This window comes from Agromyces humatus (assembly GCF_021228295.1).
Lineage (GTDB): Bacteria > Actinomycetota > Actinomycetes > Actinomycetales > Microbacteriaceae > Agromyces > Agromyces humatus.
The window spans coordinates 1-20,352 of record NZ_JAJQPD010000016.1; the positions used below are offsets into that span (position 1 = coordinate 1).

The window sequence follows — 20,352 nt, forward strand, 5'->3', positions numbered from 1 at the left end:
ATCGCCGCGAGGAATCGGGCAGCAGCAGGCGAAGACAACGACAACACCACGAGCAAGCACCTCCACATCGGGTGTTGCATCGATCAATGGAATCCCGGGGGGGCTTGACGCCTCAGCCTGCTCGGAGGCTGAACCAGCCTGCTCGGAGACTGAACCGTCCATCGACAAAGCCACGACTCCACCAACGGCAAGCGCGTCTTCGCGCAGAAGAACACGCTTGTCGCTCTCGAAGGCGGTCGCACCGCAATTGTGATCGCCGAACTCTCGGCGTAGACGCGCTCCACCGACTGTCGTGTGGTCCAATGCCTCAGGCGGACACCGCCGACCGCTCGCAAGAGACCGCCGAATTGGGCCCGAGCATCACGGTCACACACGCGCGCACACGCACACACACACGCGCGCCTCAGGCGGCGCCGTTGAGCACTTCGGCGACGAATGCCCGCGTGCGCCGCGCCAGCCCCTCGATGCGCTCGAGCTCGTGCGTGCTGGGCTGCACCTCGGAGGGCGCGGGCGGACGGCCCAGCCGAACCGTCTCCTGACAGGCGAGGTCGCTGCAGATGTAGGTGCCGACGCTGTCGCCCCGCTCCCCCGACGCACCTCCTCGCCGCGCGGAGAACAGCACGACCTGGTCGCCCGGCTGCTGCGTGTGGCAGAGGCTGCAGATCGCGGCTCGGTGATGCGAGCCGGTGCGCTCGGCCGCCCGCAGCACGACGCCCGCCGCCGATCCGCCGAGTTCGGTGATGAGGTAGCCGCGGGCCGGGATGCGCGGGTCGCGCCACGCGAACGCGTCGAGGTGCGCCCACTCGGTGACGAAGAACCGCACGGGCAGCGAGACCTGGACGAGTTCGGTCTCGGTCGCGTTGCCGAGCGTCGAGCGGATGTCGCTCTCGACGAGTGCCTGCATGCGTCCCCTCCCGTGCGCGACCCATTCAGTCTACGAACCGCGTGGTCACTCGGCGATGCGGGACGACGACCACTCCTCGTAGGTGGTGGGCGCGTCGTCGAGTCTGAACGGCGGCCCTCGGTCGGGATCGAGGTCGCCCGGGCGCGCCGGACTCCCGGCGCGGACGATCGACCACTCGATATCGAGTGAATCCGCGCCCCAGTGCACGATCACGACCTCATCGGGTGCGATGTCGGCCGACGACCGGGCTCGATCCGAGAGCTCATCGGCCGAGATCGCGCGGGTGAGCCCCGAGGCGAGGAACGCGTCGATGCCGAGGCAGTCGTCGACCCACTCGAACCAGAACTCCCGCCGGGAGAGCAGGCACACGACATCGTCGACGCGGTGCACCCAGAACTCGTAGCCGAAGACCCGGCCGAGCGATCTCAATTCCGATCGCGACGAGGGCTGCAGACCGGCGGACTCCGCGACCTTGTTCGCGGCGCCACGCTGATGGCCCGGCGGTACATGTTCGAACACCTCGAGGCCGCGCGGCGGCGACATGGCGCTCCGGACCGGTTCGAGCACGATCGCCGCGATCAGCAGTGAGACCGACACCGCGCCCACGAGCACCCATCGCGGGAGCGGGCCCCGCCGGGGCGAGGACTCGCGCGAGGGCCCGCGTGGGGACTCCCCCGATTCGGGAACCCGTGGAGCGCGGTCGGCGGCGGCGTCACGTGCGGCGAGTTCGGCTTCAACCTCGACGAGTTCGGCGATCACCGCCGCCGACGGGTCGGGAGTGCCATAGGCGATCCGTCGCAGCGCGTCACGACGGAGCGTCAGCGGGTCTTCGGCGTCGGTGCGCATCTCCTCACCGCGCGGCGTGCGGCTCCCATGCGACCCAGTGTCGCGCAACGCGGGCACGAGCGAAACGGAACTGTGCCACGCGTTCAGCCGCCTGGCCGCCCGGTGCCTAGGGTTGCGCCGACGGTGATGACGAGTCGGCTTCGGCGGCCGCATCGGCCGCGACGCCGGTCGCGGCATCCGCTCCATCCGCTCCGTCCGCGGCACCGGGCTCCCCGCCGCGCCCCCGGATCAGGAATCCGAACGCGAGCGCGACGAAGAACATGAGCACGCCGTAGACCGCGGCGGGCAGGCTCATCTCGATGCTGCCGATGACGGTCTGGGCGATGACGATCGCGAGCGTCGCGTTGTGGATGCCGATCTCGAACGAGCTCGCGATCGACTGGCGGCGGTCGACACGCAGCACGCGCGGCACCAGGTATCCGATGCCGAGCGAGAGCACACAGAAGACGACGGTGATGCCGGCGAGGCGCCCGGCGTTCTGCATGAGCAGGTCGAGGTTCGACACGATCGCGCCGGCGATGACGACGACGAGGATCACGACCGAGGCGATGCGCACCGGCTTGTCCATGCGGTCGGCGAAGGCAGGCCTCCACCACCGCACGAGCATGCCGAGCACGACGGGCAGCAGCACGATCGCGAACACCTCGATCGTCTTCGCGAGCTGCAGGCCGAGCTCGTCGTTCTCGGGCAGGAAGTACGCGATCGCGAGGTTCGTGATGAGCGGCAGCGTGACCACGGCGAGCACCGAGTTGATCGCGGTGAGCGAGATGTTGAGGGCGACATCGCCGCGGAACAGGTGGCTGTAGAGGTTGGCGGTCGTGCCGCCCGGCGATGCCGCGAGCAGCATCATGCCGACCGCGAGCACGGGCGGCAGCCTGAACAGCAGCACGAGTCCGAAGCAGATGGCGGGCAGCAGCACGAGCTGGCAGACGAGGGCGACGATCACCGCCTTCGGATGCCTCGCCACGCGCGTGAAGTCGCGCGGCGTGAGGCTGAGTCCGAGGCCGAACATGATGATGCCGAGCGCAACGGGCAATCCGATGGTGGTCAACGCTGATCCCATCCGCTCAGTGTGGCGCATGCGAGCGGTTCAGGGAATGGGCAGTCTGCGGCGCGGCAGCATGACGATTCCTCTGTCGCGACCCGGGTGCCCCGGCCTACGATGTCTGCAGCAGGGAGGGGGCGCAATGGCGGGTCGCCGCACCAAGATCATCGCTGCGGCAGGGGCAGCGGTCATCGTCGCGGGTCTGGTGATCGGCGGCGTCGCGCTCGGCACGTCGGGCGTGTTCGAACCTGCCGGCACCCCCGAGACCGAGACGGTCGTCGAGGAGCCGCGCTGGGACGAGCCCGCGCCCGACGTGGGGCCCGGTGACGCGCCGGGTCCCGACAGCGGGCAGCCGACCGGTACCGACGGCATCTGCTGGGTGTTCTCGGGCGGGGGCTGGATCGGGGCTCCCTGCCCTCCCGGCGCCGACGACTGAGAAATCGACTGAATCAGTCGAGGTCGAACGCGAGCGGCGGCCGATCATCGACACGCGGGCACCACCCGGCGGGCGCGCGGTCGTAGGCGTATGCCGGTCCGTCGGCGATGAGCGCGGCAAGTGCGGCGAGAAAGCGGTCGATGTCGTCGACGGATGTCCCTGCGCCGAGGCTCGCACGCAGCCCGTTCGACCTCGTGGCGAGACGGTCGAAGAGCGGGTGGGCGCAGAACCGCCCGGCGCGCACCGAGATGCCGTGTTCGGCGCCGAGCGCGGCGGCGAGGAGCCCGATCGATCCGCGGTCGAGTTCGACGGTTGCGATGCCGAGCCCATCGTCGAGGTCGTCGAAACCCCGGATGACCCGCACGCCGGCCTGGGCGGCGAGCCCCGCGTGCAGGCGTCGGGTGAGCGCGTGCTCGTGCGCCGTGCGCGCGTCGTCGCCGAGCCGCTCGAGTTCGGCGAGCGCCCGTGCGAGCGCGACGATGCCGATCACGTTCGGCGTGCCGGCCTCATGCCGGTCGGCGCCGGTCTTCCACGAGACGTCGTCGATGCCGACCGACTCGACCGCTCCGCCCCCCGCGAGATGCGGCGGGGCCGCGTCGAGCCAGTCGGCACGGCCGACGAGCGCGCCGGCGCCGTACGGGGCGTAGGCCTTGTGGCCCGAGAACGCCAGGTAGTCGACGCCGAGTGCGGCGATGTCGACCCTTCGGTGCGGCAGCAGTTGCGCGCCGTCGACGGCGAGACGCGCGCCGTGCGAGTGGGCGAGGCCGGCGAGGTCGCCGATCGGCAGCACCTCGCCCGTGACGTTCGACGCGCCGGTGACCGTCAGCAGCGCGGCCGGACATCGGCCGAGCTCGGCGTCGATGGCGTCGAGCGTCGCGGCGAACGAGGAACGGCCCACGACCACGCGGCGGGCGCCGTCGCGCCACGGCAGCAGGTTCGCGTGGTGCTCGATGTCGAGCACCACGGTGTCGCCCGGCACCGCGTTCGCGAGCAGGTTCAGTGCGTCGGTCGTGTTGCGGGTGAAGACGACGAGGTCGTCGTCACGCGCTCCGACATGGCGGGCGACCACGGCTCGCGCCTGGTCGACGAGCGCGGTCGTCTGCTGCGACGGGTACCCCGTGCCCCGGTGCACGCTGGCGTAGTAGGGCAGCACCCGTTCCACGTGCTCGGCGACCACGGCGAGCGCGGGCGCCGACGCGGCGACGTCGAGATTCACGTGTCGCACGCGGCCGCCTCCGAGCACGGGCACCTCGAGGCCCGTGTCGGCGAGCTGGGCAAGGGGGGCGAGCGAGCCGGGGGCCGCGACATCCGAGCGCTCGAACGCAGGCGGCAGCGTCGGCGTCAGTCGATCATCGGTGCCGATCACGGATGCTCCTCGCTCGAGATGTGGCGTCGACGCTACGGTCGCGGCACGGCCCCTTCAAGGGGCGGTGACCCGCACTGTCACGCCGCGTCACACGACGCAATGCGCCGACACCGAAGCACATCGACTCGTCCGCGTCACGGCCGACGCGACAGGGTCGCCAACGCGGAATCGTCGTTCCCGACGTGCACGTTCGCAGGCCGCTCGAGCCCGAGCGAGTCGCGCAGCGTGTGGCCCTCGTACTCGGTCGGGAACACGCCGCGCCGCTGCAGCTCGGGCACGACACCGAGCGCGAACGCGTCGAGCTGCGCCGGCTGGATCGCCGAGAGCACGTTGAACCCGTCGACCGCCCCGGCATCGCCCCAGGCCTCGAATTCGGCGGCGATGTCATGCGCGGTGCCCACGATGATCGAGGCGCTGACGGATGCCGCGACCACGAGATGGCGCAGCGTGGGCGGCCGCTCGCCGTGCGGGCTGCGGCCGGTGCGCTCGGCGACGATCTCGACGAGCTCCTGCCCGACCGCGCTGAACTCCCCGAGGAACGCGGGTGTCACCGCGCGGTCGGGTGAGAGCCCCGAGAGGTCGAGGCCGACGAGCGTCGAGAGCTGCGCGAGCGAGCGGTTCGCGGGGAACGCCTGTGGCGGGCCGTCGGGCCAGTCCTCGGCGATCTGCACGAGCTCCGACAGCTCGTCGGCGATCGACTGGGCATGCTCGCGGGTCTCGCCGACGATCGGCAGCACCGGCGCGATGACCTTGAGCGTGCGGTCGTCGCGGCCCGACTCGAACGCGAGCGACCGCAGTTCCTCGCGGATCGCGACGGCGTGCTCGAGGTCGCTCACGGCGACGAGGGCGAGGTCCGCGTGCTGCGCCGCGAAGAGCCGCGAGCGCGGCGACGTGCCCGCATGCACGATCGGCAGGTGCCCCTGCACCGGGCGCGCGACGTTCAGCGGACCGTCGACGCTGAGGAACTGGCCGCGGAAGTCGGTGGGGTGCAGCTTCGACGGGTCGAGGAACACGCCGGATGCGACATCCGCCACGATCGCGTCGTCTTCGAACGAATCCCACAGGCGCCGCAGCACGTGGTCGAACTCGGCCGCACGGTCGTAGCGCGACGCGTTCACGACCGCGAAGTCCCGGCCGTGGTTGCCCGCAGCCCGTGGCTCCGAGCCAGTGGCGAGGTTGAGTCCGGCGCGACCGCCCGAGAGCAGATCGATCGACGCGGTCGCGCGTGCCAGCGCATAGGGGTCGGCGTAACCGGTGTTGGCGGTCGCGATGAGCCCGATGCGTTCGGTGACCCCCGCCAGGTACGTGATCGCCGACAACGGGTCGATGCGCGCCACGAGGTACGGGTCGCGGAACTCGAGATCGTGGCCGGTCGCGAGCCAGTCGCCGAAGAAGAGGTAGTCGAGCCGCGCCGCCTCGGCGACCTTCGCCGCGTGCCGCAGTGCGGCGGCATCGCCACGGGGGTCGCGATGCGCGCCTGTCACCCGCCAACCCGACGGGTTCGCGCCGATGGCCCGGACCATCGCGCCGATGATGAGTCGAGTCATGTTCCGACCTCCCGCCTCAGACGCTACGGAGCCGCGGCCGAAAGCGCGCGGGCGACCGTCACACACGTCAACCGGGAGTCACAGGCCGTCATCGGGCCTCGCGAGCTTCGGTTCATCCCGCGCCGTACAATCAAGGCATCCGTGCACTGCACCACCACCCATGCCCCCTGGAGGCCACCACTCCGTGACGAGACCCGACCGCGATCGAACCCCTGACCGGCACCCCCACGACGGGCATGCGTTCGCGAGGACGGCGCCGCCGCCCACCCCGCCGATGCGGCTCGCCGATGCATCGGAGCTCGTGCTCGTGACCTCGGCGAATCGCCCGTCGCGATTCGATCGCGACGACCTGGTGATGCGCAAGGGGCAGTACGCGTTGCGGAACGGGCACATGACACCGCAGGCATCGATGGTCGAAGATCTCCTCGCGATCGGTGACACGCTCGATGATGCCGAGATCCCGTTCCTCCTCGTACGAGGCAACGATGAACGCCCGGTCATCGCCATCGACCGCGCTCAGCGCAAGCACGTCGCACGCGCCTTCCGCGAGGCATTCGCGAATGAGCCGTTCTACGCCACGACGCTGGCCCCGGCGCGCGCCGCAGACGCCGACGCGGTGCTCCTCGCCGACGGCAGGCTCTCGGCACACCGCAAGCCCACCGTGCTGCGCATCCATCGCCCACGCATCGAACCGATCGGTCGCCTGCGCTACGGCAGCGCAACGGCCGTTCAGGTCGAGTTCTGGCGATTCGGCGACGACGTGATCGAAGCGCCCGTCGAGAACGCCCTGATGCGGCACAGGCTGCCGCGATCCGAGGCGATCGATGACATCGTTCACCTGCACGGCCGCGATTGGCCAACGCTCGAGCACATGTTCGCCACCCTCGCGACCGACGTCGACTTCGAGATCGACATGGTGTTCTCATGGGTCGACGGCTCGAGCGACGAGTTCGTGCGCGAACGCGCGAAGCGCATGCAGAGCTACGTCGTCGGCGAGGGCGACGATTCCGAAGCCCGCTTCCGGCAGATCGACGAGCTCAAGTACGCGCTGCGGTCGGTGCACCTCTTCGCGCCGTGGGTGCGGCGTATCTTCATCGCGACCGACTCCCCGGCGCCGAGTTGGCTCGCGAAGCACCCCAAGGTCACGATCGTGCGCAGCGAGCAGATGTTCGCCGACACGTCGGTGCTGCCGACGCACAACTCGCACGCCGTCGAGAGCCAGTTGCACCACATCGACGGACTCGCAGAGCACTTCCTGTACTCGAATGACGACATGTTCTTCGGACGCCCGGTCTCGCCCGACCTGTTCTTCTCCCCCGGCGGCATCACGAAGTTCGTCGAGGCGTCGACCCGCATCGGCCTCGGGTCCACGCACCCCGGCCGCAGCGGATTCGAGAACGCCGCGCGGGTCAACCGGGCGCTGCTGCGCGATCGCTTCGGCAAGGTCACCACCCGTCACCTCGAGCACTGCGCGGCACCGCTGCGAAAGAGCGTCATGGCCGACCTCGAGGCGTCGTTTCCCGAGGAGTTCGCGCGCACCGCGGCGAGTCGGTTCCGGTCGGCGACCGACATCTCGGTGACGAACTCGCTGTACCACTTCTACGCGCTGCTCACTGGGCACGCGGTCGTGCAGACCGACGCCCGCGTGAAGTACGTCGAGACGACCCTGCGTCAGGCGCTGCCCGCGATGCGCCGGCTGCTCAAGCGCCGCGACCACGACATGTTCTGCCTCAACGACGGCAGCTTCCCCGAGATCTCGGTCGAAGAGCGCACCGCTGCCGTGATCGACTTCCTCGAGCGGTACTTCCCGTTCCCAGCGCCATGGGAGAAGACGACGGATGTCCCGACTCCTGCCGCCGACGCGACATCCGACCAGCGCGACCGCACCGCCTGAGCCGCCTCCTCCGCCGGCTTGAGTGAGCTCGGGGTCAGCTTGAGTGAGCTCGGGGTCAGCTTGAGTGAGCTCGCCGCCGGCTTGAGTGAGCTTGCCGCCGGCTTGAGTGAGCTCGCGGCACTTGAGGACGCGTCCAGGCGTCCTCAAACGCGCCAAGCTCACTCAAGCCGCGCAGACGACCGGCGGGCTCGCTTCAGCCGGCGGGCAACGGGATCGGCACCGTGAACGGCGGTTCCTTCGCGACCGGCAGTGTCGAGGCATCCGCAATGCTGACGCCTGCTTCGCGGAGCCGCCTCGAGCTTTCGCCGGCATCGATCCAATCGAGCACGGGGAATGAACCCAGCGGCACGACCGAGTGCAGCACCGTCGACGGGTACACGTGCACGAGGTTGAATGCACGGGCACCGTCGCGGCCCCGCGTGCCTCCGACGGGCACATTGAGATCTTGGGTGTAGCAGCTCGCCGAGGCGACCGAGACGGGCACGCCGGCGAACGTCGCCGTCGACGAGTAGTGCAGGTGTCCGGCGATGATCGAGCGGATGTCGCTGCCCTCGACGACCTCGGCGAGGCCCGACTGGTCGCGAAGCTCGACGGTGGCGGCGAGGTCGAGGACGCTCGGTACCGGTGGATGGTGCATCGCGAGGATCGAACCGTGCGGCGCGGGGATCGAGAGTTCCTCGGCGAGCCAGTCGAGCTGCTCGGGAGTCACTTCGCCATGGTGATGGCCCGGCACGGTCGAGTCGAGCGTGATCACCCGCAGGCCGTGCACGTCGTCGACACGATCCACCGCGCGCGAACCGCCGCCGCGCTCGTCGAGCAGGCGGCGGCGGAAGGCCGCCCGGTCGTCGTGGTTGCCCATGACCCAGATCACCCGGGCGCCGAGCCGTTCGGCGACCGGGTCGACGATGCGGCGGATGCGATCGTAGGCGTCGGGTTCGCCCTTGTCGGCGAGGTCGCCCGTGAAGACGATCGCCTCGGGCCGGCCGCCCGACGCCTCGAACTGGTCGAAGAGCCGGCGCAGGTGCCACTCGCTCGCGACTCGGTCGTACAGCATGTCGCCGCCCGCAAGCACGTGGGTGTCGCTGATGTGGAGGAGGAAGTGGTCCGGCCGAGGGAATTCGGCCGTACGGGTGCTCACGAGTCGTCCCCTCGTTCGATGGCGGCGCACGGCGTTGGGCGTCATGCTCACGCTAGCCGACCATGCGCGTCTGAACGGGGTATGAACGCGCGGCGTGGGCATTCTGTCGCGCGCAGCTACCAGGCGTCGGAGCGGCGTGACACCGTTCGTCCACCAGGTGCTCGGCCGCGGCACGCCCGATGAGGCACCGGCCCGCCCGACCCGCGGGCCGGAGCATCCGTCAGTTCTTGTGACGCGGCTTGCGGAACGGCTTGTCGTCGCTCGGCGCACCCTCGCGGCGGTCGTCGTCGCGCCGCGGACGGTACGAACGATCGTCGTCGCGCGGCCGCCGCTTCGGACCGCCGGTGTCGCGGCGCAGCTCGATGAGACGCCCCGAGATGCGCGTGCCGGTCAGCCGGTCGAACACGTCGTCGGGCAGATCGGCCGGCAGCTCCACGAGCGAGAACTCGGGCCGGATCTGGATCGCGCCGAAGTCGTCACGCTGCAGCCCGCCCTCGTTCGCGAGCGCGCCCACGATCTGGCGCGGCTCGACCCGGTGGCGCTTGCCGACCGCGATGCGGTAGGTCGTCATCGGCTTCGAGCCCGGGCGCTGACGGCGCTCTGGGCGGTCGCCCCGCTCGGAGCGGTCGTCGCGATCGAAGCGGTCGCGGCTGTCGCCGTCGCGATCACGCTCGCGCCGCGGTCGCTCGGGCTCGAGCAGCAGCGGCGTCTCACCCTGGGCGACCACGGCGAGCGCGGCAGCGACGTCGACCTCGGGCACGTCGTGGTTGCGCACGTAATGGGCGACGATGTCGCGGAACCCATCGATGCGCTCGGCGGCCGAGAGCGCCTCGGTGATGCGGTCGTCGAACCGGGCGAGCCGGGTGACGTTGACCTCGTCGACGCTCGGCAGCTGCATCTGGATGAGCGGCTGACGCGTGGCCTTCTCGATGCGGGCGAGCAGCCCGCGCTCGCGTGGGGTCACGAAGCTGATCGCGTCACCCGTGCGACCCGCGCGCCCGGTGCGGCCGATGCGGTGCACGTAGGGTTCGCTGTCGGTGGGGATGTCGAAGTTCACCACGTGACTGATGCGCTCGACGTCGAGTCCGCGGGCCGCGACATCCGTCGCCACCAGGATGTCGAGCTTGCCCGACTTCAGCTGGTTGACCGTTCGCTCGCGCTGCGCCTGCGCGATGTCGCCGTTGATGGCGGCGGCCGAGTATCCACGGGCGCGCAGCTTCTCGGCGAGCTCTTCGGTGACGTTCTTCGTGCGGACGAAGACGATCATGCCCTCGAAGTTCTCGACCTCGAGGATGCGGGTGAGCGCGTCGACCTTCTGCTGGTACGACACGACCAGGTAGCGCTGCGTGATGTTCGCCGACGTCTGGGTCTTGGTCTTGACCGTGATCTCTTCGGGATCGTGCAGGTACTGCTTCGACATTCGGCGGATCGCGGCCGGCATCGTCGCCGAGAACAACGCGACCTGCTTGTCGTCGGGGGTGTCGGCGAGGATCGTCTCGACGTCTTCGGCGAAGCCCATCTTGAGCATCTCGTCGGCCTCGTCGAGCACGAGGTACTTCAGCTCGCTGAGGTCGAGCGTGCCCTTGTCGAGGTGGTCCATGATGCGACCGGGCGTGCCGACGACGATGTGCACGCCGCGCCGAAGCGCCGAGAGCTGCACGCCGTAGCCCTGCCCGCCGTAGACCGGCAGGATGTGCACGTTCTTGAGATGCGCGGCATAACGCTCGAACGCCTCGCAGACCTGGAGCGCGAGCTCGCGGGTCGGCGCGAGCACGAGCGCCTGGGGGGTCTTCTGCGACACGTCGAGACGCGCGAGGATCGGCAGCGCGAACGCCGCGGTCTTGCCGGTGCCGGTCTGCGCGAGGCCCACGACGTCGCGGCCGGCGAGCAGCGTCGGGATGGTCGCCGCCTGGATCGCCGACGGCGTCTCGTAGCCGACATCGTCGAGCGCCTTGAGCACCGGACCGTCGAGTCCGAGGTCGGAGAACGTCGCGGCGGGCTGCTCGGCAGCCGCTGCCTCGACCGTTGCGTCGTCTGAAGTCACGCTTCAGGGTAGTCCGCGCAGGCTGAGAGCGGGCGGATGTCCCGCACATGGCGCCCCGCCCCGCGCCCGCCCCGCGCCGCGCCGCGCCGCGAGATCGTCAGCGCCGATCGCTACGCTCGTCGGATGGATCGAGTACGGATGCCGCAGGGACGCCAGTTCGCGGTGACCTGGTCGATCCCCGATGACTACGGCGGCATGACCGCGGCAATGCTGCAGCGATCATCGGCCTTCAGCCGGCTCGGCGGCACGCCCGTCGACGTGCTCACCTTCGACGCTCGGTCCGACACCGCCGACCTCGAGAAGCGGCTGCGCGAGCGCGGCGTGCTCCACCACGGGGTCCGCCTCGTGAATCTCTACGACTGGCTGCGGAGACATCCGCTGCCCGGCGGGGCACTGAGATCTGAACGAGACGTGTTCACGCCGCTCGCCGAGGCCGACGCGACGGCGACGCGGCGACGCGGCGATACCGTGACGAGCCGAGTTCGCAGCGACGAGCACGGACGAACGCTGCAGGTCGACCACTACCGCGACGACGGCACGCTCGTGCTGAGCGACCGGCGCGACACGCGCCGCCGCGGCGTCGTCGGCGGCCGCTCGATCGTGCTCTGCGACCCCGAAGGCCTGCCGGTGCGATCGTGGGCGCGCATCTGGCCGCTCTACACGGCGTGGCTCGACGCGCTCAGCGCCCGCCGGCCGAGCTTCATGATCGTCGACAGCAAGACCATCGCGCGCTTCATGGTCGGCTACCGGCGACCGCATGTCATCACGGCGCATGTGGTGCACGCGTCGCATCGGTCGGGCGCCGGCGAGGCGCACCCCGTCCGCGCGTCGAGGCGAGACGTGCTCGAGCGGCTCGACGGATTCGACCTCGTCGCGGTGCTCACTCGACGGCAGGCCGCGGACATCGACCACGATGTCGGCCGCACGCCGAATCTCGTGGTGATCCCGAACTCGCGGCCCGGCTCGGGCGCTTCGGCGGGCGGCATGCGTGGCGATCACCGCAATCTCGGCGGATCCGGCGGTGCGCGTGACCCCGACCGTGGTGTCGTGCTCGCCAACTTGACGCCCCGCAAGCGCGTCTCGCACGCGATCGACGCGGTGCAGCGGGCTCGCGGTGCCGGCCGTTCCGCCACCCGCCTTCGGCTCGACGTCTACGGCGACGGTGAGAGCCGCGCGGCGCTCGAACGACGCATCGGGCGCGACACCGCCGTGCGGCTGCTCGGATTCGATCCTGACGCCCGCCGCGAGCTCGCGACGGCGTCGTTCCTCCTGCTGACGTCACGGTCCGAGGGCTCGCCGCTCGTGCTCGTCGAGGCGATGGCCGCCGGATGCCTCCCCATCGCGTACGACGTCAGGTACGGGCCATCCGACCTGATCAGGAACGGACGGAACGGCTATCTCGTGCCCGCCGGCGACGTCGACGCGCTCGCGGCGGCGATCGTGCGATTGCGAGAGCTGCCGGTCCATCGGGTCGAGGCGATGCGACGCGAGGCGATGCGCTCGGCGCGCCGCTTCGACGAGGCACGGGTCACGCAGATCTGGGCTCGCGAGCTCCATCGGGCGGCGGTGCGCCGCAGGCTGCGACGCTCGCCGAGGTTGCGTCGCGTGCGTGAGCTCACGGCCCGCACGCGGGTTCCCGCGTCTGCTCGCGCTGTGGTGGTGAACCTCGCGACGGCGTTCGGCGCGGGTCGCCGTTCGCGAGGGCGCGAGAAGACCGGGGCGTCGCGCGGCTGAGCGGCTATTCGGGCTTGTCGGGTCCGCCGGGCTTGCCCTTGCCGTTGCCCTTGCCGGGGTGGTCGTCGCTCGGGACGGGCGTCTCACTCGGTTCGGGCTGAACGGTCGGCTCGGGCTCGGGAGCGGGCGGTGGTCCCGGTGCCGGTGCCGGCTCGTCGGACGGGGCGCCCGTCGGCTGGGGGGCCCGGAACGGCGGGGCCGGCGTAGAGGTCGGCAGGATCGGGCCGAAGGGCCCGATCCCCTCGGCGTCGGTCGTCTCGGGGGTGGGTCGACCGTCACGGGTCGAGGTCGAGGCGTCTTCGCCGAACGTCGTCTCGGTCACGGTTCGGATGAACGCGGCGCCGCTGCCGATCGCCGTGATCGCCACGAGAACGGCGACGGTCAGCAGCACGCCGAGGCGATGCACCGACAACCAGGCTGCGACACGCGCCGCCACCGGCGCGGCCGGATCGAGCAGTGCAGCCCGCACCCTGGCGAACCGCGATTTCGGTGCAGCCCGACGACCTCGCGTCGGCAACGTGTCGACTTCGATCTCGTTGTCGTCGATCTCGGGCACGTTCACCTCGTTTCAGTCTTCGGCACCGGACCCGCCAACGGGGGTCACCGGCGCCCGACATCGAGGATACGTCAGTGCTCCCGACTCGACGAAGACCGTCGTCTTTCAGGCGAGTGCGGCTTGGACCTCTCGCGAGGAGAAGCTCGAGGTGGGCAACGCACTCGTCCGCGCGGAGATCACACCGCCCGTCGGATCGAGGACGAACGTGCCACTGTGCTGGAGGAAGAGGAACTTGCCGAGGCCGATCGACGAATGCTGTTCTCCTGAAGCGAAGACGCGCAGGGAGGTGCGGCGGGCAACCGCGCCGGCCTCCGACGCTCCGCCTGGCGTGACGACGATCGCCGCCGCACCCGCGAGTCTGCCTCGATCGGCGAGGCGCTCGAGTTGTCGGATGTGCGAGTGACAGACCGGGCAGGTATGGCTCCGCATGAAGAACACGACTGCCGCGCGCCCCGCGATGACGCTCGATACCGGGTGCGATTCCCCGCGCGCGTCGATGAGGTCGAGGTCGGGGAACGCCGTGCCTGTTGTGGGAACTGCAATATCGGTCATGGCCTGGTCCGTTCTGAGATGATGGGGTGGCAGGGAATAGGCAATCGCCTTGCGTTTATTGTCAACCACATTGCCTAATCTGTCAATGGAGTTGCCTATGTACGGGGATGCGCTGCGGGAATTCGCCGCCGCGAGCGGAGACGGGGTCGCGCATCTGCTCGCCCGCGCCTCGGGGATCACCATGGGAAACGCGCTCCAACGGCTTGCGGAGATGGGGCATTCGTCGGTTCGGATGGCGCACCTCGCCGTCTTCTCGAGCCTCGACCCCGAGGGCACTCGGATCAGCGATCTCGCGGCGAGGGCGGGCATCAGCCGTCAGGCGATGAGCATGCTCGTGCGCGACTTGGAGGCATCCGGCTACGTCCGGAGCGCCCCCGATCCCTCCGACCGCCGCGCGATCATCGTCGAGCTCGATCGTCGTGGCGCGGAATTCTGTCGCGCAGCCGTCGTCGCCTCCGCCGAGCTCGATGCCGCCGTCGAGGCGACGGTCGGCCGAACTGAGTTCGAGCAGATTCGCCGAGCCCTGCAGGCCATCATCGGTGGCGCCGGGCCCGGCCCCTCCACCCGATGATCGACTAGCGGCCGACCTTGCCGAACAGGCCCGCGATCGGCGCGAGCACCATCGGGCGGGCGGCGACCCACGCCACGGCGATCACCACGAGCGAGGCCACGAAGATCCAGAAGCCCAGCCAGCTGACGACGTCCTGCGCCGCATACATGTGGTTCAGGTTGCGCAGCGCCCCCGTCAGGAAGACCAGCGCGACGTGCACCACGATGAACGCGACGAAGTAGAGCATCACCGGGAAGTGAACGGCACGCGCCCACTCCACGGGATAGATGCGGTTCAGGGTCTTCGCGTTCTTCGGCCACAGCCCCGACATGCGCACGCCGGTCACCGCGGCGAGCGGAGCCGCGATGAAGATCGTCACGAAGTACGCGAGCACCTGCAGGCTGTTGTAGTTCACCCAGCCGTTCTCGAGCGGCCAGTCGAGCGACACGTACTGCAGGGTCGCCGAGATCGCGTTCGGGATGTACTCCCAACTCGTCGGCACGACCCGCATCCACTGCCCGGTCGCGAAGAGGAGCACGACGAAGACGATGCCGTTCACGAGCCAGAGGATGTCGAGCGACTGGTGGAACCACAGGTTCAGGCTGATCTTGCCCTGCCCGCCCTTCGACCACCTCGGTGTCCAGTAGGCGGCCGGTCGCTTCTCAGTGCGCACCTGCAGGCCCGATCGGATGATGAGCACGATGAGGAACACGTTGAAGAAATGCTGCCAGCCGAGCCACGCGGGCAGCCCCACGGGCGCTCCCTCGGGCAGGTGCGTCTCACCCGGGTAGGTCGCGAGGAAGTCCTGCATGAAGTCGAGCCTGATGAACCAATTCGTCACCACCACCACGAACGTCGCCGCGAGCAGCAACCCGAACCCGCCGATCACGGCGGAACCGACCAGTTGCCCGGGAGTGTATGCGCCGAAGCGTCCGGGCTTCGGCGCGGGCACGGGAGCCGGTCGAACGGGCGCGGGCCGGGCCGCGCCGGGCGGGCGGGTCGCCGCCGGGCGGGCGAGCGGGACGCGCTGGGGCGGCGCGGCAGGGACAGTGGCCACGGATGCCGCGACCGCGGGCTGCTCGATGAGCGGGGGCGGCACGGGCGTCGCGGGCGCGACCTCCGCGACCGGCGCGGCTTCTGCGACCACCGCGCGCACCGGGGCGAAACCCGCGGGCGGCCACGGCTCGCCGCCCTTCGCGCGAGGGAGGCCGCGTCGGAGCGGATGATCGGAAGTGGCGGTGTCGAGCGCGGGTGCGGCCAGGGCCGCCGCCGCCCGGGTTGCTGCCGCAGCGACCGGCGCCGCACCGGGCGCCGGTGTCGCGGGTGCCGCCGAAGTGGCCGCCGCCGTCGCGACAGCAGGCGCCGCGCCGGCAGCCGGCCACGGCTCACCCCCGGGAACGCGGGGCAGTCCACGCCGCACCGATCGAGCAGGCCCGGTCGCAGCCACAGCGGCGACCGTCGGGGGCTCTGGGGCAGGCGCGGCAGCGACATCCGCCATCTCGACGCTCGGTTCCGACGTGTGGGCCGCCGCGCCGGTCACCGGGGTCTCAGCGGGAGCCCCCGCGATCTCGATGGGCGCATCGCCCTCGGGCGGCCAAGCGTCGCCGCCACGTTCGCGAGGCAATCCCCTCCGGAGGGTCGGCGAGTAGGTGGCCACCGGTCAGCGCTTCCGTTCGGCGAGCGCGCTGATGAGCTGCGGCACCACGGTGAAGACGTCGCCGACGACACCGAAGTCGGCGACCTCGAAGATCGGCGCATCGGGATCCTTGTTCACGGCGATGATGTTCTTGGCGGTCTGCATACCCGCCTTGTGCTGGATCGCACCCGAGATGCCGAGGGCGACGTAGAGCTGCGGCGACACCGAGACGCCCGTCTGGCCGACCTGGTGGTTCGCCGGGATGTAGCCCGCGTCGACCGCGGCTCGCGATGCACCGACGGCGGCACCGAGGGCGTCGGCGAGTTCCTCGACGAGCGCGAACTTCTCGGCCGAGCCGAGGCCGCGGCCGCCGGATACGACCTTCGTCGCGCCCCGCAGCTCGGGCCGGCTGGAGGCCTCTTCGAGGGCCTCGACCGACTCGATGGTCGCAGCGGCCGCACCCGAGGGCTGCAGCTCGAGCGTCTCGAGGGCGACGGGCCGTGCCTCGGCTCGCGATTCGATCGCGCCCTGGCGAACGGTGACGACCAGCGGGCCGAAAGTCGCGGCGGACTCGAGGTTGTAGGCGCCGCCGTACACGGAGTGCCGGGCCACGACGCCCTCGTCGTCGCGCGAGACGCCGATCGCGTCAACGGCGATCGGCGCACTCGTGCGTGCGGCGAAGCGGCCGGCGACGTCTCGGCCTTCGATCGAGTTCGAGATCAGCACCGCGTCGGGCGCGACGGCCGCGGCGGCCGCGGCCAGCGCGTCGACCTGCGGCACGGTGAGCTGAGTCTGCGCCGAATCGGTCTCGACCACGAGCACGCGCTCGGCGCCCGCTGCTGCGGCCTGCTCGGCGAGCGCCTGCGACTCGCCTCGCCCGGGCGACGTGACGGCGAGCGCCACCGGGGTGCCGATGAGCGAAGCGGCGCCGAGGAGGCCGGCCGCGCTCGAGGCCAGCTCACCGGCCGGCGACGTCTCGAGCAGGACGAGGATCGAGTCTGCGGGGTAGTCGGTCATGATCGTCCTCTCAGGCCAGCCGGTTCTCGATGAGGAACTCGGCGATCTTCGTTCCGCCGTCGCCCTCATCCGTGATCTTGACGCCCGCAGCGCGCGGCGGCTTCTCGGCGATCGCCGTCATGATCGACGAGGCGACTGCGAGATCCTGCGGCTCGATACCGAGATCGGCCGCGGTCAATGTCTCGAACGGCTTCTTCTTCGCCGCCATGATGCCCTTGAAGTTGGGGAGGCGGGCATCGGGCAGTGCCTCGGTGATCGAGATCACAGCCGGCAGCGGAGCGCTCACGCGCATGGCGCCGTCGTCGGTGGTGCGCGTGCCCGACACCGATTCGGCGGTGATCTCGACCGACGAGAGCGCGGTCGCGTTGGCCACTTCGAGCAGTTCGGCGAGCATGGCGGCGAGGACGCCGCCACTGCCGTCGGTCGAGAGGTTGCCGGCGATGACGAGGTCGAACCCGGTGCGACGGATCGCGGCGGCGAGCGTGCGGGCGGTCAGCCCGAGGTCGGCTCCGGCGAGGCCGGGGTCGGCCACGTGAACCGCGGATGCCGCTCCCATCGCCAGTCCCTTGCGGATCGTCGTCGCGGCCGTCTCGGGGGCCATCGACATGATGACGACCTCGACGCCGTCGGCGGAACCGGCGTGCGCGAGCGCCACTTCGAGGGCACGCTCGCTGATCTCGTCGAGCACGGACTCGCTCGCGGCGCGGTCGGCGAGCCCCGTCTCGAGGTCGAGCTTGCGCTCCCCGTACGTGTCGGGAACCTCTTTCACGAGGACGATGATCTTCATCGGGCCCTGGGTCCTTTCCTCATCGGCGAGCATCAGTGCTCACCGCAACCAGTTAATCATGCCTAACTCAGTCGCGGGGTGCGGATTGTGCAGGCCCTACAATCGGTTCACGAGATCGCGGCCGACGATCAGCCGCATGATCTCGTTCGTGCCCTCGAGGATCTGGTGCACCCGAAGGTCGCGCACGACGCGCTCGATGCCGTATTCGTGCAGGTAGCCGTAGCCGCCGTGGAGCTGCAGCGCCGAGTTCGCGACGTCGAACGCGGCATCGGTCGCGAATCGCTTGGCCATCGCGCACGCCGGCACGATGTCGGATGCTCCTTCATCGAGCTTGGCCGCGGCGCGATGCAGCAGCGCCCGGGCGGCCTGGAGTTCGGTCTCCATGTCGGCCAGGGTGAACATGATCGACTGGTTCGTCGCGAGTGGAGCGCCGAAGCTCTCGCGCTCGCGCACGTAGCGCAGCGCTCGCTCGAGCGCCCACTGCGCCCCGCCGATCGAGCACGCCGCGATGTTCAGGCGCCCGCCGTTGAGACCCCGCATGGCGATGCCGAATCCTTCACCCTCGGCGCCGAGTCGGTTCGTCGTCGGCACTCGAACCTCTTCGAAGACGACCTGTCGGGTCGGCTGGGCGTTCCAGCCCATCTTCGCCTCGTTGCGCCCGAAGCCGAGGCCGGGGGTGCCGTCGGGGACGACGATCGCGCTGATGCCCTTGGAACCCTGTTCACCCGTGCGCGCCATGACGACGTAGACCGCCGATGACCCCGCTCCCGAGACGAACTGCTTGACGCCGCTGATGACGTAGTCATCGCCGTCGCGGCGGGCCGACGTCGTGATCGCCGTCGCATCGGACCCGGCGCCCGGCTCGGTGAGGCAGTAGCTGCCCAGATCGGTCATCTCGGTCAGGCCCGGGATCCAGCGCTCGCGCTGGACCTCATCGCCGAACGTGTCGATCATCCACGCGACCATGTTGTGGATCGAGATGTACGCCGCGATCGTCGTGTCGCCCTTGGCGAGTTCCTCGAACATCGCGACCGCATCGAGCCTCGAGAGGCCCGACCCGCCGAAGTCCTCGCGCACGTACACACCGCCGAGACCGAGCTGGCCCGCCTTGCGCAACGTGTCGATCGGGAAGTGCTTCTCGGCATCCCAGCGCGACGCATTCGGCGCGAGTTCCGCATCGGCGAACTCGCGTACCGCTGCGATCAGGGCGTCGCGCTCTTCGGTCATGGTCCTGTTCCGGCGGTCATGGTCCTGTTCCGGCCGGGCGCCTCGCCGGAATGGAGAGACTGCCTGCTCCCTTCATACCCGATGACGCGTCCAGGCAACACCGCGGCCTGGAGTTCCGAGGACTCCGTGCCGCGGCATCCGCCACCGTCGTCGAGCCGGCGCGCGCTCAGGCGCCGGTCAGCACCTCGCAGGCCCTCGCGAGCTGCTCATCGCCGGTGAAGTGGGGCTCCTTGACGACCTCACCGGTATCGGCGTTCACGACCAGGACCCCCTTGAAGTTGAACGGCACCTGGCCGATGATGCTGAGGGTCAGCGTGCCGTCGGGCGCCACCTTCAGTTGGTCTGCACCCACATCCATGACCTTGAATGAACCGAACTCGGAGGACGCGGTTCCCGCGACCCTGATGGTGGCGAGACTCAAGACGTTGCCACCGCCGTCGAGCCAGCCCCGCTCGATGCGGAACCCGCTCAGCGTGGTCGTGACGTCGACGCCGCACTCCGCGGTCAGGAAGTCGTCTTCGAACGTGAACTCGATCGGGATCTTCTCGATCGTGGGCGGGGCGGCCAGCGCTGGAGTCGCGGTGGCGATGAGAAGGAGTGCGGCCGCAGAGATCGCGGTCACTGCTCGGGCAGTCGTGCGCATTGGTGATTCCCCCCTTGTCGAGTGGAACAGCGACCGGATCGCGTGTGTCGAGCGGCACTGCTCGGCGTCAGTCAACCGCCGTCGTCGCCCGGCCGCAAGGGGCCGGATACGCCGATTCGCCGGGTGCGGCGGGCAGCGGAGACCGAGGACTCCGCGCTCGACTCACCCGACGTACTCGGACAGTTGTCGCGCGATGCCGGCCGATACGGCGCCGGTTCCGCCGAGCACGACGATCTGCTTGCCATCGAGACGTTCGAGTTCGGCCTTCACGGCCGTCGGGATCGTGGTGCCCGGCACGAGCAGCACCGGCGCGTCGGCAGAACCCGCCACCGCAGCGCCCGCGAGTGCGTCGGGGAAGTTCGCGCCGGAGGCGATGAAGACCTTGCCGACACCGGGCGCGAACGAGGCCGCGCTGATCGCCGCAGCGGTC

Annotated in this window: 20 protein-coding genes; 4 read left to right on the forward strand and 16 right to left on the reverse strand. The window is 70.2% G+C overall.

Annotation, left to right across the window (positions count from 1 at the left end; all coding sequences use genetic code 11):
• From LSF15_RS18595 to LSF15_RS18610, 4 genes are all read right to left on the reverse strand, one after another.
• Nucleotides 1–303, reverse strand: a 303-nt coding sequence (locus LSF15_RS18595; RefSeq protein ID WP_232500066.1) for a hypothetical protein, incomplete at its 3' end; no start/stop codon positions are given.
• A 100-nt stretch (nt 304–403) separates the two neighbouring features.
• Nucleotides 404–904 carry an FBP domain-containing protein gene (locus LSF15_RS18600; protein ID WP_232500067.1) on the reverse strand — a complete coding sequence of 167 codons (501 nt, stop codon included), beginning with the start codon at nt 902–904 and terminating at the stop codon, nt 404–406.
• A 45-nt stretch (nt 905–949) separates the two neighbouring features.
• The gene (locus tag LSF15_RS18605) at nt 950–1,750 is read right to left on the reverse strand and encodes a hypothetical protein (RefSeq protein ID WP_232500068.1); all 801 of its coding nucleotides are present in this window, start codon (nt 1,748–1,750) and stop codon (nt 950–952) included.
• 106 nt (nt 1,751–1,856) lie between these two features.
• Nucleotides 1,857–2,813: a bile acid:sodium symporter family protein gene (locus LSF15_RS18610; RefSeq protein WP_232500069.1), complete on the reverse strand. Its 957-nt coding sequence runs from the start codon at nt 2,811–2,813 to the stop codon at nt 1,857–1,859.
• A 124-nt stretch (nt 2,814–2,937) separates the two neighbouring features.
• Here LSF15_RS18610 and LSF15_RS18615 point away from each other — a divergent pair, with 124 nt between their 5' ends.
• The gene (locus tag LSF15_RS18615; RefSeq protein ID WP_232500070.1) at nt 2,938–3,231 is read left to right on the forward strand and encodes a hypothetical protein; all 294 of its coding nucleotides are present in this window, start codon (nt 2,938–2,940) and stop codon (nt 3,229–3,231) included.
• 13 nt (nt 3,232–3,244) lie between these two features.
• Here LSF15_RS18615 and LSF15_RS18620 read toward each other — a convergent pair whose 3' ends face one another.
• Both LSF15_RS18620 and LSF15_RS18625 read right to left on the reverse strand, forming a co-directional pair.
• The gene (locus LSF15_RS18620) at nt 3,245–4,597 is read right to left on the reverse strand and encodes an aminotransferase class V-fold PLP-dependent enzyme (RefSeq protein ID WP_232500071.1); all 1,353 of its coding nucleotides are present in this window, start codon (nt 4,595–4,597) and stop codon (nt 3,245–3,247) included.
• Between the two features lie 134 nt (nt 4,598–4,731).
• Nucleotides 4,732–6,144, reverse strand: a complete 1,413-nt coding sequence (locus tag LSF15_RS18625) for an NtaA/DmoA family FMN-dependent monooxygenase (RefSeq protein WP_232500072.1) — start codon at nt 6,142–6,144, stop codon at nt 4,732–4,734.
• 274 nt (nt 6,145–6,418) lie between these two features.
• Here LSF15_RS18625 and LSF15_RS18630 point away from each other — a divergent pair, with 274 nt between their 5' ends.
• Nucleotides 6,419–8,038, forward strand: coding sequence for a stealth family protein (locus tag LSF15_RS18630; RefSeq protein ID WP_232500073.1), 1,620 nt, complete (start codon nt 6,419–6,421; stop codon nt 8,036–8,038).
• Between the two features lie 193 nt (nt 8,039–8,231).
• Here the strand turns inward: LSF15_RS18630 and LSF15_RS18635 are convergent, their stop codons facing one another.
• Together LSF15_RS18635 and LSF15_RS18640 are read right to left on the reverse strand one after the other, a co-directional pair.
• The gene (locus LSF15_RS18635; RefSeq protein ID WP_232500074.1) at nt 8,232–9,176 is read right to left on the reverse strand and encodes a phosphodiesterase; all 945 of its coding nucleotides are present in this window, start codon (nt 9,174–9,176) and stop codon (nt 8,232–8,234) included.
• Nucleotides 9,177–9,396: 220 nt separating this feature from the next.
• On the reverse strand, nt 9,397–11,220 hold the full coding sequence (locus tag LSF15_RS18640) for a DEAD/DEAH box helicase (protein ID WP_232500075.1): 1,824 nt from the start codon (nt 11,218–11,220) through the stop codon (nt 9,397–9,399).
• 123 nt (nt 11,221–11,343) lie between these two features.
• Here LSF15_RS18640 and LSF15_RS18645 point away from each other — a divergent pair, with 123 nt between their 5' ends.
• Nucleotides 11,344–12,954: a glycosyltransferase gene (locus tag LSF15_RS18645; protein WP_232500076.1), complete on the forward strand. Its 1,611-nt coding sequence runs from the start codon at nt 11,344–11,346 to the stop codon at nt 12,952–12,954.
• A gap of 4 nt (nt 12,955–12,958) precedes the next feature.
• Here LSF15_RS18645 and LSF15_RS18650 read toward each other — a convergent pair whose 3' ends face one another.
• Nucleotides 12,959–13,510 carry a hypothetical protein gene (locus tag LSF15_RS18650; protein ID WP_232500077.1) on the reverse strand — a complete coding sequence of 184 codons (552 nt, stop codon included), beginning with the start codon at nt 13,508–13,510 and terminating at the stop codon, nt 12,959–12,961.
• 105 nt (nt 13,511–13,615) lie between these two features.
• Nucleotides 13,616–14,131: a redoxin domain-containing protein gene (locus tag LSF15_RS18655; protein WP_232500078.1), complete on the reverse strand. Its 516-nt coding sequence runs from the start codon at nt 14,129–14,131 to the stop codon at nt 13,616–13,618.
• Between the two features lie 16 nt (nt 14,132–14,147).
• Between LSF15_RS18655 and LSF15_RS18660 the strand changes: the two genes are divergently transcribed.
• Nucleotides 14,148–14,633 (forward strand): MarR family winged helix-turn-helix transcriptional regulator, encoded by a 486-nt coding sequence (locus tag LSF15_RS18660; RefSeq protein WP_232500079.1) that lies wholly within the window; start codon nt 14,148–14,150, stop codon nt 14,631–14,633.
• Nucleotides 14,634–14,637: 4 nt separating this feature from the next.
• Here the strand turns inward: LSF15_RS18660 and LSF15_RS18665 are convergent, their stop codons facing one another.
• The 6 genes from LSF15_RS18665 to LSF15_RS18690 all read right to left on the reverse strand — a co-directional run.
• Complete coding sequence (locus LSF15_RS18665; protein ID WP_232500080.1) at nt 14,638–16,236, reverse strand: cytochrome b/b6 domain-containing protein; 1,599 nt, start codon at nt 16,234–16,236, stop codon at nt 14,638–14,640.
• Nucleotides 16,237–16,272: 36 nt separating this feature from the next.
• A complete protein-coding gene (locus LSF15_RS18670) occupies nt 16,273–17,265 on the reverse strand; it encodes an electron transfer flavoprotein subunit alpha/FixB family protein (RefSeq protein WP_232500081.1) in 993 nt (330 codons plus the stop codon).
• A 10-nt stretch (nt 17,266–17,275) separates the two neighbouring features.
• Nucleotides 17,276–18,052, reverse strand: coding sequence for an electron transfer flavoprotein subunit beta/FixA family protein (locus LSF15_RS18675; protein WP_232500082.1), 777 nt, complete (start codon nt 18,050–18,052; stop codon nt 17,276–17,278).
• Nucleotides 18,053–18,148: 96 nt separating this feature from the next.
• Nucleotides 18,149–19,279, reverse strand: coding sequence for an acyl-CoA dehydrogenase family protein (locus tag LSF15_RS18680; RefSeq protein ID WP_232500083.1), 1,131 nt, complete (start codon nt 19,277–19,279; stop codon nt 18,149–18,151).
• A gap of 166 nt (nt 19,280–19,445) precedes the next feature.
• Nucleotides 19,446–19,922, reverse strand: a complete 477-nt coding sequence (locus LSF15_RS18685) for a hypothetical protein (protein WP_232500084.1) — start codon at nt 19,920–19,922, stop codon at nt 19,446–19,448.
• A gap of 162 nt (nt 19,923–20,084) precedes the next feature.
• Nucleotides 20,085–20,352: cell wall-binding repeat-containing protein (locus LSF15_RS18690; RefSeq protein ID WP_232500085.1), on the reverse strand; the 268-nt coding region annotated here is incomplete at its 5' end.

Coding starts and splice junctions, on each gene's coding strand:
- LSF15_RS18600 (WP_232500067.1), bottom strand. CDS start 904: ATGCAGGCACTCGTCGAGAGCGACATCCGCTCGACGCTCGGCAACGCG.
- LSF15_RS18605 (WP_232500068.1), bottom strand. CDS start 1,750: ATGCGCACCGACGCCGAAGACCCGCTGACGCTCCGTCGTGACGCGCTG.
- LSF15_RS18610 (WP_232500069.1), bottom strand. CDS start 2,813: ATGGGATCAGCGTTGACCACCATCGGATTGCCCGTTGCGCTCGGCATC.
- LSF15_RS18615 (WP_232500070.1), top strand. CDS start 2,938: ATGGCGGGTCGCCGCACCAAGATCATCGCTGCGGCAGGGGCAGCGGTC.
- LSF15_RS18625 (WP_232500072.1), bottom strand. CDS start 6,144: ATGACTCGACTCATCATCGGCGCGATGGTCCGGGCCATCGGCGCGAAC.
- LSF15_RS18630 (WP_232500073.1), top strand. CDS start 6,419: ATGCGGCTCGCCGATGCATCGGAGCTCGTGCTCGTGACCTCGGCGAAT.
- LSF15_RS18645 (WP_232500076.1), top strand. CDS start 11,344: ATGGATCGAGTACGGATGCCGCAGGGACGCCAGTTCGCGGTGACCTGG.
- LSF15_RS18660 (WP_232500079.1), top strand. CDS start 14,148: ATGGAGTTGCCTATGTACGGGGATGCGCTGCGGGAATTCGCCGCCGCG.
- LSF15_RS18670 (WP_232500081.1), bottom strand. CDS start 17,265: ATGACCGACTACCCCGCAGACTCGATCCTCGTCCTGCTCGAGACGTCG.
- LSF15_RS18675 (WP_232500082.1), bottom strand. CDS start 18,052: ATGAAGATCATCGTCCTCGTGAAAGAGGTTCCCGACACGTACGGGGAG.
- LSF15_RS18680 (WP_232500083.1), bottom strand. CDS start 19,279: ATGACCGAAGAGCGCGACGCCCTGATCGCAGCGGTACGCGAGTTCGCC.
- LSF15_RS18685 (WP_232500084.1), bottom strand. CDS start 19,922: ATGCGCACGACTGCCCGAGCAGTGACCGCGATCTCTGCGGCCGCACTC.